General features: G+C 41.5%; 9 protein-coding genes. 6 read left to right on the top strand and 3 right to left on the bottom strand.

The features are described 5' to 3' along the window. Window positions 1-1,193: 1,193 nt before the first annotated feature. On the bottom strand, window positions 1,194-2,105 hold the full coding sequence (locus ACJJJB_RS11150) for a LysR family transcriptional regulator (protein ID WP_282953073.1): 912 nt from the start codon (window positions 2,103-2,105) through the stop codon (window positions 1,194-1,196). A 126-nt stretch (window positions 2,106-2,231) separates the two neighbouring features. Between ACJJJB_RS11150 and ACJJJB_RS11145 the strand changes: the two genes are divergently transcribed. The 3 genes from ACJJJB_RS11145 to ACJJJB_RS11135 all read left to right on the top strand — a co-directional run bounded on the left by ACJJJB_RS11145 (window position 2,232) and on the right by ACJJJB_RS11135 (window position 5,403). Next, the gene (locus ACJJJB_RS11145; protein WP_282953074.1) at window positions 2,232-3,074 is read left to right on the top strand and encodes a type 1 glutamine amidotransferase domain-containing protein; all 843 of its coding nucleotides are present in this window, start codon (window positions 2,232-2,234) and stop codon (window positions 3,072-3,074) included. Between the two features lie 170 nt (window positions 3,075-3,244). Continuing rightward, the gene (locus ACJJJB_RS11140; RefSeq protein ID WP_282953075.1) at window positions 3,245-4,072 is read left to right on the top strand and encodes an SDR family oxidoreductase; all 828 of its coding nucleotides are present in this window, start codon (window positions 3,245-3,247) and stop codon (window positions 4,070-4,072) included. Between the two features lie 455 nt (window positions 4,073-4,527). After that, window positions 4,528-5,403: an SDR family oxidoreductase gene (locus ACJJJB_RS11135; RefSeq protein WP_444946511.1), complete on the top strand. Its 876-nt coding sequence runs from the start codon at window positions 4,528-4,530 to the stop codon at window positions 5,401-5,403. Between the two features lie 500 nt (window positions 5,404-5,903). Here the strand turns inward: ACJJJB_RS11135 and ACJJJB_RS11130 are convergent, their stop codons facing one another. Then, window positions 5,904-7,646 carry a WD40/YVTN/BNR-like repeat-containing protein gene (locus ACJJJB_RS11130; RefSeq protein ID WP_445366249.1) on the bottom strand — a complete coding sequence of 581 codons (1,743 nt, stop codon included), beginning with the start codon at window positions 7,644-7,646 and terminating at the stop codon, window positions 5,904-5,906. A gap of 112 nt (window positions 7,647-7,758) precedes the next feature. On the opposite strand from ACJJJB_RS11130, the gene ACJJJB_RS11125 reads away from it, so the two are divergent. Beyond that, the gene (locus ACJJJB_RS11125) at window positions 7,759-8,421 is read left to right on the top strand and encodes a hypothetical protein (RefSeq protein WP_444946513.1); all 663 of its coding nucleotides are present in this window, start codon (window positions 7,759-7,761) and stop codon (window positions 8,419-8,421) included. After that, window positions 8,418-10,391: an alpha/beta hydrolase family protein gene (locus ACJJJB_RS11120; RefSeq protein WP_020413234.1), complete on the top strand. Its 1,974-nt coding sequence runs from the start codon at window positions 8,418-8,420 to the stop codon at window positions 10,389-10,391. The genes ACJJJB_RS11125 and ACJJJB_RS11120 overlap by 4 nt, the downstream gene beginning before the upstream one ends. Before the next feature lie 291 nt (window positions 10,392-10,682). Here ACJJJB_RS11120 and csrA read toward each other — a convergent pair whose 3' ends face one another. After that, window positions 10,683-10,871 carry a carbon storage regulator CsrA gene (gene csrA, locus ACJJJB_RS11115; protein WP_444901282.1) on the bottom strand — a complete coding sequence of 63 codons (189 nt, stop codon included), beginning with the start codon at window positions 10,869-10,871 and terminating at the stop codon, window positions 10,683-10,685. 848 nt (window positions 10,872-11,719) lie between these two features. On the opposite strand from csrA, the gene ACJJJB_RS11110 reads away from it, so the two are divergent. Continuing rightward, window positions 11,720-12,313 carry a TetR/AcrR family transcriptional regulator gene (locus ACJJJB_RS11110; RefSeq protein ID WP_444946514.1) on the top strand — a complete coding sequence of 198 codons (594 nt, stop codon included), beginning with the start codon at window positions 11,720-11,722 and terminating at the stop codon, window positions 12,311-12,313. Window positions 12,314-12,355 lie beyond the last annotated feature (42 nt).

Genomic DNA, 12,355 nt, shown 5'->3' with positions numbered 1-12,355 from the left:
AGTGTCCTTCAAGATAAATTGTACCAAATACCTTGATATCCTTTTGCCTCTACAACAGGAAAGCCTGTGTGAGCTTATTGAGTTGGGTGTGAAGTTATCTGCACAACTCAACGTAAGGAAATTAATTTTTATTTCAGTATTGGTAGCGCCACTGATGGTATATTTGTAAATATCAATGCGTCAATAGGTTTAATGCTATTTTTTGCGGAGTGTACGTTTTGTGGTTTTTGTAATTTGATGTAATTTGCCGTTTTATTGGTGATAGTAGTTTTTAGATGATTAATGGTGTTGAGTTTCTATTTGTATAATTTGAATCTGGTCGTTAGTTTTAAGGTGAGTTGAATTAATAGAGGGATAAGTGGTGTATATTTTTAGCGTAATTTGTTGGCGGTGAATTCAGGACACCTAAAAATTGGAGATAGGTACTAATAAGGTTATTGGTACCAGTACAGTATCGGCAGATATTTATTATCAATTTAGGGCTAATCGGCAGTGAAAAACTGAAAGGTATACTTGGGGTTCGAACCTCGTGGTTTTGGGTAATTGAAGTCGGATTATGTATCCTGGACTCAATTTACTCGCGACGATACTCATCGTCAATGCTAAATTCCATATCTGTATCACACAGGAATTCCCATTTTGCATAGCGAGAGGTGCAATGATAATAGGGTATCGTGCTCAAAGAGATCTGAGCGCTACGAGGCAAAGGCATTAATTATATAAATGTGTATATTTGTGCAGCATTTGATTTTGCAGTCTATGCTGTGTCAATATTTATGACGCTTATAGCTACGAGTTTTGTGGGTGCTCCGAATCTATGCACAAGGTCAAATTAATGAAAATTGTGGTGGTAGTAGTGTTACTGATAATCAGTATCACCTATTTTACTAGACCGGAAAAAGCAAGTGAGTTACTTGCTGAATACTGTCGAGGTTCCTATCCGGATATGTCATTAGAGAAGTGTAGACAGCAAATAAGGACCCCTAAAATCAGGTGTGATGTTCTGAAAGGTACCCTGGAGAAAGATGATGTGTGCGTAAGGTGGGGGCCGCCAAAAGGTTCTCGGCGGGCTCTTGATAACGATATTAATTTATAAATAAATATTTTAGAGGTTTCACTGATTGTAGCCATACGTGATAAATTTCGATACCTGATGTATTTAATAAAGTAGTTCAAACCAAACTCATTTAAAACTAGTACTCAATACGAGCAACTTTCGCAATCTTTTCCCTTAGCCATTTATTTGCCGGATCATCCTTATTTTTTAAGCTCCAATAGGCTTTCATAGAGTATTGGGGAAGGCTGACCGGTGGAGTAAAATGCACAATATTGAATTTTCCGGCAATAGACTGGATAAATTTTCTTGGCGCGGTGAGGATTCCATCACTACATTCTACAATGTAGGGCGCACTGGAAAAATTTGCTACTTTAAATTGAACATTTCTGGACAAGCCAATTTCTTCTAGTGCCTTGTCAACCGTTCCGCGATTATCTCTCCCTGTGCCTGCCATAATATGCGGATATCGACAAAAATTATGAATATTTTTTTTGTCTCTCAAAAATGGATGCTCATCTCGTACCGCGGAGACGAAATCATCTTTATACAAAGTTTTTACCACCAGGCTTGGATGATTTGATTCCATAACACTGATAGAGAGATCCGCTTCACCGCTCTCAATTTGGTTGGCGATCCTGTGCTTATCTAACTTTATAAAAATAATCTGGATTCTCGGGGCGTCTTTTTGAAGTGATGCTATTAGAGGGGGAGCGATACTCTGCTCCACCAGGTCGCTCGTTGCGATATAAAAAGTGTGCTGGGTACTTGCAGGGTTGAATTCTTCTTGATTTAAAATATTCCGCTCAAAGTCATTTAACCAGCGATTTAGCGGTGTTTGTAGGGACTCAGCTCTTGGAGTCAGCACCAGTTGATTACCCTGTCTTATGACCAGTGAGTCATTAAAGCTATGGCGGAGTTTCTTCAGCGTATGGCTTACCGCAGATTGCGTTAGCCCTGCACGCTCGCCTGCTCGGGTTAGATTTCGGGTCTCAAAAATAATCTGCAGGAGCCTAAGTTGGCTTAGCTCAATGTCCGAAATATTGCTCATTCTAACCGGTCTCGGCTATTAGTTATGTTCATAGCTATATTAAATTAATTAATTTCAGTAATAAACCCTAAGGTCCTATTCTGCCGCCACTTCAATTGTTTCAACCCCAATTTCGAGGAAGTGATTATGAGCTTGAAGAAACTGCTTGCGATGGCAGCATTGCTGGTGAGCCCACTGGCGATGGCAGACAACGTTCTGGTTGTGATGTCAGACGTATCGAAAATGAAGCTGAAGGGTGGCAGTGACTACAAAACGGGCTTCTATTTGAATGAGCTTATGGAACCGGTCAAATTGATGATGGAAGCTGGTCACACAATAACATTTGCCACCCCGATGGGGCTGGCGCCGACACTGGATCCGGTTTCGGATGCGCCTGACCATTTCTTGGATACCAGTCAAGAAAACTACAATGCCCATAGAGCTTTATTCAACCAGCTTATGCTGACTGACAAAGATCACAGTCCAGTAGTCAGCTTTGCGCGTATAGAGCAAATCGGGATAGAGAATTTTGATGCGCTGTTTGTGCCGGGAGGTCATGCACCTTTAGGTGACTTGGTATCCAATGATCAACTGGGTAGCTTCTTACGACATTTTAACGCCGAGTCCAAGCCTACCGGTTTAGTGTGTCACGGCCCAGTTGCGCTGCTGTCCGCATTGCCTAACAGCTCTGAATTTGAAGCCCAAATGAAAGCCGGTAAGAAAGCTAAAGCTGCCAAAGGGTGGGTGTATGACGGCTACAAAATGACCTCTTTTAGTAACTCAGAAGAAGCTGTGGCTACTCAATACTACCTGGGTGGTGATGAGCTGTTCTACTGGCCTCAAAATGCACTCACCAATGCGGGCGGTAATTATTCCCGTAGCAAAGAAGATTGGCAGCCGCATGTAGTTGTTGATCGTGAACTGGTAACAGGCCAGAACAACAAATCCTCCATTGCTGTTGCTCAAGAACTTCTAAAATTGATGAAATAGTAGTCTATTTTAGTAACAGGCTTCTTCAGGCAAAGCTTCAATAAGAATCTCAAGGCTATAAAGAATGATTTCGGTAAATAGCCTATGCCTGAAGGGGCGGTATAAATGCCGTATTTTACAAACTCTATTTTATACCTTTGAGTACCGTTGACGATAATCCAGGAATCCCTATGAGCACATCTACTATCTTTCAGCCGAATAATGTCGCAGTTATTACTGGTGGTGCCAGTGGAATAGGTTTTGCAGCCGCAAAGGCCCTATCAAAAATAGGGATGAAGATTTGTTTAGCTGATGTTAACAAAGAAAAATTGGAAGAAGCCAAGCGCGTTTTACCAAGTGACACTTTAATAGTAGAAACCGATGTAAGTGATTTTAGCTCGGTACTGGCACTCAAAGATAAAGTTAAAAAAGAATACGGCCGTATTGATTTTCTTTTTAACAATGCAGGCACTGCTGTTAAAAATGGAAGCTGGGAGAACTTAGATGGTTGGAATAAGATCATCAATACCAACCTTTGGGGGGTCATTCATTGTATTCATGCATTTGCTCCCGAAATGATAAGTCAAAGCAGCCCATCGGTTATCGTTACAACCGGATCTAAGCAGGGAATTACCACTCCACCAGGAAATCCGGCTTACAACGTCAGTAAAGCTGCGGTAAAAGCCACTGCGGAGGCGTTACAGCACTCTATTCGAAATACACCTGGAAGTCAGGTCTCATCCCACTTATTAATTCCCGGTTTCACTTACACGGGTATGACTGGTAGCTCTAGTAAACCTGATGGCGCATGGACTGCAGATCAAGTGGTTAGTTTTATGTTGGAGAGCGTCGAGCGTGGTGATTTTTACATTCTTTGCCCAGATAATGACGTAGATCGTGAAACTGATGTTAAACGTATGAGATGGGCTATGGGGGATATCATTAACAATCGCCCACCACTCTCTCGTTGGCATCCCGATTACCGCGAGGCATTTGAGGCGGAGATGGGTAAACAGTGAGAATACTATTTTCCTAGTAGGAAATATAATCAGAATTATCTAAATGGAATGCAGGTAGGATTTAATTCAATTTTGTAATTGTTTAAGTCCTATACCTGTATGGTACTAGATAACTGCTTTTAAGGTTTTCATTCCTTAGGCTGGTTTTTCAAAAATTTCGTATGTTTCTCTTATTCGGCACGATATGTCTGTCTATTTGCTTACTAAAAACTAGACAAAAGAGCTGATAGATAACCAATCCGGCTCTTTGTGCTGAAGTCCTTTTTTCTTATTTTTTTAAAAACTCCCTGATTGAATATCTGATCAATAGGGGTGGCTTATAAAGCCTTTTGCGTACTGGTTTTTTAGCTATTGTTTTTGTTCAGTACTATATACATAAAATTAATTCCATTGATGCGCGTACAAGTTTTAATCTTTGCGGCAGCTGATGTGATGAAAAATTTAAGGAGACAATCATGACTCAAACAGCGCTTATTACTGGTTCAAATAGTGGTTTCGGTTATCTCATTGCCAATACACTTGCAAATAATGGCTATAAAGTAATCGGCACCATGCGAGATCCAAGTGGCCGCAATGCTTCTGTAGCCAATGAGCTTATTGCTAAAGGTATCGTTGTCGTCGATATTGATGTAACCGATGATGAGAGCGTCGCCAATGGTATTGCTCAAGCAACTAAAGAAGTCGGTCCAATTGATATATTAATTAATAACGCGGGAGTCGGTACGCTCGGGTGGCAGGAGAGCTTTACCATCGAGGACTTTAAAAAGGTTTTTGATATCAATGTTTTTGGCGTTCAGCGTTTAATACGTGCAGTGTTGCCGCAGATGAAACAACGCCGCAGTGGAACTCTCATTCAAATATCAAGCATTTTAGGCAAGTTCGTATTACCTTTTCTTGGTTCTTATAATGCCACCAAACATGCGGTAGAAGGAATGGCAGAGAATTATCGCGTAGAGCTGGCGCAATTTGGTATTCAATCTTTGATTGTTCAACCAGGCGGATTTGGAACCGGTTTTGGCTCAAACCTGTTAAGAGCAAGTGATAAAGAAGTGGCTGCGAGTTATGGTGAATATGCAGATGCCCCTGAGCAAATGTGGGCCGGTACTGAGAAGGGCCATGAATCAGAGGATGCCCCCAGTCCGCAATTAGTTGCAGATGCGGTTCTGAACTTACTGAAGACGGAGCCTTCAAGTCGGCCATTTCGAACAACTGTGGACGGTACTGGATTGAACCCTACGATCGAAAAGATCAATCAAGTGACCGAAGAAGCAATGCAGGAAATTTATTCAGCATACGAAATGGGTAATTTATTCCAGCTTAAAAAGTACTAATCTGTTCAAGGTGTAGTAGCAATCTTATGTGCTTGTACAGATATAAAGGTACCTTATATTTTATATATTTAGATTTCACATGCTCTTAAATGTGCCTTGGATTTTTATCGCAGATAGTAAAAGCCCAATTATTCATACAGCCATTAGTACTGAACGGAAAATACTATTAAAGAGGCGCTGTACGCTATTAGATTTCCTGAGATAGAGGGGCGGAATAGTAAGCAATCTGATTTCAATGGGTATTCAGAATTACTATGGATAGAAGTGCATTGGCCTGCAGCCGGTATTCCTTTTCTAGAGCTAAGCATATCATTTGCTGTGGGAGTTTGGGCGGAGTTTGGCATCTGGTAAAGTGAAACCTTGTGCAAATCAGGCTAGCCATTGAAGTGTGTAAATAAAAAATTACTAATTCAATAGTATTTAGGGGTGATGCACGATATAGGCTATTTTTAACTTAATATGGGTGAGCATATAAAATACCAATGCTCACCCATATTTTGCTAGAAATTATCCTGTTGTCTTACCTGATGCCAATTGGCTCCAAAGTCAGTTGACTCATAGAAGTCCCCATTGGCACCATCACAGGATACCAACAGGCGGTCGGCAATCTGAGGGACTATAGAGGTACAATAGTCTGTCGGCGGTTCATTTTCGGTTGCCACCCAGCTCTCCCCACCATCGGTGGTGGTTAGGATTTTGACTTCAGTATCACGAGTTCCATCAGAAAAGCTATTTAACGCAAAGCTTACAATAGCAATAGCATCATTTTTATTGGAGAACCAGGGAACGGATCGGAATGTAAAGCTCTTTTTACGACATGAGTTTTTTGGAGATTTATTATCCGGGCAGCTTCGGATATAGGTTGTTATTTTATTCTGAGCGCCATTTTGGTCGATTTTATGATAGGTTGGCTTTCCACTCAATGACCAAAAGCCAGCTTTTTCAATACCTAGCTGAACAGCACCAGCATCAATAATTGCTGAAAATTCAAAGTCATTAACAGATCTTTCGATCATCCAATTGTCGGGGTTATAAATGAAAATTTCGCTATTGATTGTCGCAAATATGGTATTTTCGTAGATTGAGTGGTTACGGATATTTATATAGTTCTGCCCATTGAGTTCAAATAGTGTTGTGTTGTATATGTGGCGATCTATTTTTTTTGAGTGAGCCTGTTTGTTTTTTATTTCAGCTTCTAATCTATGATCCCATCTTTTACTCGAATTAGTGGAATAGCGGTTAATTAGTCTCCATTGTACATCTGAACCAGATACGGCGCCTCTTAGAATATCTAGCTCAAAGTCACGAGCAACCAAAATCTCGATTTCTCCTGTATCAAGCATTCTTAAATGCTCTACATGAGAGTTGTGCTCTAGTGATATATCTAGCCAGTCCCCAAAAGCTGGACGCCAGAAAAGAGCTCCTTCACTACCCCCTACCACCAGGTCACCATTTTTATTTTGAGCAATGGCGGTTAATTCATGATTAGTGTCAACAGCATCAAGCTCCCACTCTCCTTCAGAGGTCCGCTTGATAAATACACCAATCTTGCCTAGAAAATAGATAGAATTGGCCGGCGAAACATACTGCTCATTGTATGTCACAGGATTCTGTGCAATAGATATATACGTTGATTCACGTTCCTCATCATTTTCATCAACATGCCATCCATTAAGTACCTCGGGGTTGTACTTAAGGAATGGGAAGTATTTCGTAAGCACTTCACCTTTCTCTGATTCTGGGGCTCGAATCAAGAGGTCAAGATACCTATCACCTTGAGGTTTCGGATAATAGATTAGTGTGCCGAGGTCTGTTACCTCTCCCTGGTTTACGGAGAAGGTTCCCAGTTTTTCATTTGCACTGACGAAGCGGCTATACCATCCATTACCATTGGCGTAAAACGCTCGAATGCTACTCAGAGAGTAGTTTCCAGGTTTGACATAGGAGGCAAATACGGTCGTGCCATTTAATTTTGGCTTTGCGGCTAGGAGGCGCTCCGGCTTTATTGACTTTGACTCATTCAGGTTTTCAGGGTTGATTGTAAGCTGATTAAAGGGTAGGGGGTTACCTGAGGCATTGATGATCCGAGCGACTACGATACCCTCTTGATCATTAATAGGAGCGCTCTCTTCCAGAGCAGGCAGTATATTAACCTGCCCCGCACAGCCCTGTATAATTATTATACAGGTCAAAAGTATAAGTGGGTAAAACTTTATACATCTGAAGGGTTTTATCCCGGGCATATTACTCTCCATAATTTTGGTCGATGCCTGCTAATTGTATTGCAACTAGCTCTAAGATAATATTCTCAGCCGTATCATTCATTTGCAAACCTGAACTTATGGAAGCGGTATCTTGACGCAAAATCTGGAGAATAAAAGGCTGATAGAGTGTAACTCAGGCCGAATGGCCCTCTTTTTAAAGAGTGCCATTTTTACTGCGCTTTTTTTATCGGAGTCAGTAATTGCACGAACTCTATCACTGGTATCTTATGAAAATCCACCTGATTTGGGAAGTAGGCAGGGATATGTACTGGTGAAGCTTGATGTGGGTGGAACGGCGCCTTCGATTGAATTTTTTAAATTGTATTCGAACGGAAGCACCTACTTAGAAAGTGGAAAAAAAACCAGGCTGCGAAAAAATAACCGTTACCATATCAGCCTAAAGGGTAAGCCCTCAGGCTATTACTTAATGGCTATCCCCTCAGGCCTTTACCAAATTACTCAAATTAATGCACCTTATTTTAATCTTCCATACAAGCTAGATACGTCTAGTCGACGTACTTGGCGTTTTCATGTGGAAGCAGAAAAGACCAATTACATTGGCAGCTTGTTCATAGGTAAGCAGAGAAAATCAGATTCGATTGAAGTTTATTTAAAAAATCGTATAGCAACAGATTTTAATGAAATCCAAGCATCACTTGGATCGTTAACTGAGTTATATCCTCTAGTGTCTGGCACGGGAGTACAAGATGTGTTCTTTAATAGTTGGCAGGGTCCGCTGGAGGTAGAGCAGTGAAGATTGTTTGTCAGCTAATTCAATTAGCTTTGTTGAGTTTCATAGTAAATGTTGGGTCGGCAGTTGCGATGCCTGCTGAAACTTACTTTAAGCCCGTTGAAACTATGACGGCTCAGATTAGTCCTGATGGGAAGTTTGTAGCCTCTGTAGCTCAGGGTGATGAAAGCCAGAAGTTGGTTATTTGGAATAGTGTGGATGGATCTAAGAGAACATTGATTGATCTGAAAGCCTTAACACCTAGGGATGCGTCAATCCGATTCATTCGCTGGATCGGTCCTAGATATATTGTTGCGCAATTTATGGAGTTAAAAAAAGGTGTTAAAAATTTACTCGATACCAAGCCTGCTTATCGTTTATTGGTGCTCGATGTTTTAGGTTCTAAAAGTTTACCGCCAAAAGTATTTGAGGTGAAAACATCAGGATGGTTAGTTCATGCCTTACCGGATGAGCCTGGGTATTTTCTATACGCCAAGAGTGGGATTTACTCCAAGGTATACAAGATAGACGTATCAAAACTGAACTTGCTTAACCAGAAAGCGAGTAAGCTTGTACGAAAAGATGGCGGTCAATTTACAGCTCAGAATGAAGTAGCCTCGGTTAAGGGCTTTGCCGCACGATGGTTCTTTGACCTGTCAGGTCAGCCAGAATCTGCTCTGTATTTCGATGAAGGGAAGCTTCACCTAAGTAGGATTGCTGATGGTATTTCTTCAACTCCAATAAAGAGTTGGACGAAAGAAGAGTTAGAGGAGAAGCCATCTGCAGGTGAAAAGTATGGTGTTCTTATTCCGGTGTCTATTAGCCCTGAGGATGGTGCTTACTTTTGTCTGGATACAACTGCTGAGAAAGATCGCACTGTTTACCAGTGTAATTTTTCCACTGGGGAAGAAAGTGTAGTTTACCGATCAGATAGCTATGATATTGTTGATCTGATTATAGATGAATCAACGGGTGCATTAATTGGTGTAAAAGTTGTCAGGGATGGAAAGCTTGAGTATCAATATATAGATGAAAGCATACAAGTAAACGATGGCATGACCAGTTTGCTGGAAACAACGGTGGGAGCAAGTATCGATAATACTGTAAAGCTTTACTTTAGTGAGACCCACGATCAGCCTGGACGCTATTTCATCCGAAAACAAGGGCAGAAATCTGATCAGCTTGTTGCTTCTAAGTTTCCTCATTTAGATGGTCGGCTTGAGAGTCGTCAATTTCATGACTGGATTCAAGTAGAGGGAATAGATATTCCTTATGTTTTGAATATGCCGAAGGGAAACGGGCCATACCCTCTTATAGTGATGCCACATGGTGGCCCATTGGGTATTTTTGATCATCAGTATTTTGATTATTACACGCAGTTCTTTGTGGCGAATAAATATGCTGTTCTTAGAGTGAATTATCGAGGATCGAGTGGCTATTCAGCTGAACTGGAAGAGGCCGGTATTCAGCAGTGGGGTAACTTGATGCTTGAGGATATTTATCAGGCTACAAAGGTGGTTGGCGCTCGTAAGGATATTGCGTCTTCACAAATTTGTGCAGCAGGAGTGAGTTATGGTGGTTATGCAGCATTGATGATGGCTATTAAACATCAACAATTATTTCGCTGTGCAGTTAGTATAGCTGGTGTTACAGATGTTAACTTATATCTTAACTCCCCTTACACATCAGAGGCTCAAACTAAGTGGTTACAAGAGAATGTTGGTGACACTGTCAAAAATTACGATCTCTTGAAGGATATCTCTCCAGTATACTTGGCTCAAGAACTTAGTCGCCCAGTGTTTATTATTCATGGCGAGAAGGATGAGGTTGTCGATATAGAGCATATGCATCGTATGCATATGATGTTGAGTAAATTTAATAAAGACTATGAGTGGAAAGTTTATCCAGATATGGCTCATGGCCCTGCTGATAGTGAGCATCACGTAGCTGTTTTTAGCTCAATTATCGAATTCATAGAAAAAAATATGAAGTGAATTATCATTTTGATGGGTTTCTAGGGTGTGTCCTAATTATTCTGTAATATCTTTTTAGCAGACTAGAGTAGTTTCTTTCGATGAAGAGTGATTTCTGTACCTGACCAATTCACGGCTGTCCCTTTGTCGATATAATGTACTCTACGGTATGGCAGTAACTCCCCTTACTGCCTAAATTCTATTGATTTTTAAGTTATTTCATTCTCTGCTAGTACTAGTAGTAATCTAACTATTTAGGTTAATGTGGGGATACCCAGCAGGTTGGGGCTTCCTTGCTGGGGGCGTAGGGTTTCACTGACCGCTATTACTTATTCCCTTTCCTTGTTTAATGCGTCTATAAATTTCTTCACGATGCACGGGTAGGGATTTGGGGGCATGTATTCCTATCTTTACTTGATTCCCCTTAACCTCTAATACTGTGATAGAGACATTTGTTCCAATTCTGAGGTTTTCGCCAGTCCGGCGCTTTAAGATCAACATATTCTTTTCCTACTGATACACATACTATGATTAGGCATTCCGTAACGGAAAGGCTTGAAGGGCGGTGTTTGCAGGAAATTTGAGGTGGGGCACGGGAACGGTAGGCGTAGAAAAAGAAAAGGCAGGCAATACGCTCCCAGAGCTTGGGGAATCGCTCCAAGCTGCTGAATGTACTCCACTTCATTGAAGACGAGCGGGTTTCTAGCGTACTATGCATGTAGCCACTTTGATAGTCTCTGTATCAATTTGGTTAGCTGGCCCCTGGTGTTGGTAGCACCTTGGGTCAGCGCCTTTTACTTTCTCTTATGTCACGCTACCGTTCTCCTATAGGGAAATGGGTTATTTGAAAAGATCTTGGGCCTTTTACTTCTGAGCTATTTAGCAATAGAAGCCTGTTGAGTTGTGGCCCTAAATACCGATAAATATCTACCAATTCTACGCAGCTTTGACACTAAAACAAACTTAATAAAATCCAATAAGACTATTTTCGTGCCTATATTTTGTTCTTTTCAGTTGGATAAATCTGATTTTCCTCTTAAGAATTTCGGATTAAATTCGAGTTCTTTATAGATTCCTGTGATAACCAGCTCCCGATGATTTATCAATTACGAGCATCTGGATGACTTAGGGTTTGTCTGTATGAATGGGCACGCTAGTGACAGACTGGTTATTCAATTGGAAGGCGTATATGGGGAATCAGATTGTTCCTGATTTTCTGTAAAGTCCTCTTATGTAGTAAAGCTCTCAGTGTTCGTACAAACCCCTTATATTGAACAATAGTCATTCTGGAAGGTGGCGCTATACCCTGTTAGCCTCCATTGGATTGTGAATCGGGGACGGTAAGGAATATGCGGGAGTCGGATGTTGCCAATCGGTTGATAGAGGCGGCACGGGAGTGCTTTTTAAACGATGAGTACCACCGGGTAACCACTCGCCAGATTGCGTCTAAGGCGGGCGTGGCGGTATCAATGATCCGGTATTACTTTGGCAGTAAGGATGGCTTATACGAAGATATGATTCGTCAAACCTTGCTCCCCCTGATTAATGCGGTTGAGCAGCTGAGCCTCGATGGCGACTGGGATTTCGGTGACTTCTTCGATCTCTACTATGCCACAATGCAGAAGAATCCCAGGTTTCCAGCCCTAATCTTGAAGGTTATGGCACTTAATGAAGGGCCAGGAAAGAATGTTATTCGCCAACTCTTAGAGCGGGGGCGCCAGCGGGGTGCCAGGAGATTGGCGGAAATTCAGGGCGCTGAACCTTCGGACACTGGCACTGAATATGATTTGCTCAGGATAGCGTTTGTCAGCCTTGCCATGTTACCCATGCTGGCCAAGCCAGTTCTCGAGGAGCAAATGGGCCAGGAAATGGGGCCTGAGTTTTTAAAGCAGCTTGCCGATTTTAATGGCCGAATCCTAAAGGCTGGTTTACAAAATATGTAACCTTTTAAGTCTCTGTTTGTAATCACAGAGATGTTTCTTTTA

Source organism: Microbulbifer variabilis (genome assembly GCF_052468405.1).
This window is presented reverse-complemented; position numbering and strand designations above follow the sequence as displayed.

Coding starts and splice junctions, on each gene's coding strand:
- ACJJJB_RS11135 (WP_444946511.1), top strand. CDS start 4,528: ATGACTCAAACAGCGCTTATTACTGGTTCAAATAGTGGTTTCGGTTAT.
- csrA (WP_444901282.1), bottom strand. CDS start 10,871: ATGTTGATCTTAAAGCGCCGGACTGGCGAAAACCTCAGAATTGGAACA.
- ACJJJB_RS11150 (WP_282953073.1), bottom strand. CDS start 2,105: ATGAGCAATATTTCGGACATTGAGCTAAGCCAACTTAGGCTCCTGCAG.
- ACJJJB_RS11145 (WP_282953074.1), top strand. CDS start 2,232: ATGAGCTTGAAGAAACTGCTTGCGATGGCAGCATTGCTGGTGAGCCCA.
- ACJJJB_RS11130 (WP_445366249.1), bottom strand. CDS start 7,646: ATGCCCGGGATAAAACCCTTCAGATGTATAAAGTTTTACCCACTTATA.
- ACJJJB_RS11110 (WP_444946514.1), top strand. CDS start 11,720: ATGCGGGAGTCGGATGTTGCCAATCGGTTGATAGAGGCGGCACGGGAG.
- ACJJJB_RS11140 (WP_282953075.1), top strand. CDS start 3,245: ATGAGCACATCTACTATCTTTCAGCCGAATAATGTCGCAGTTATTACT.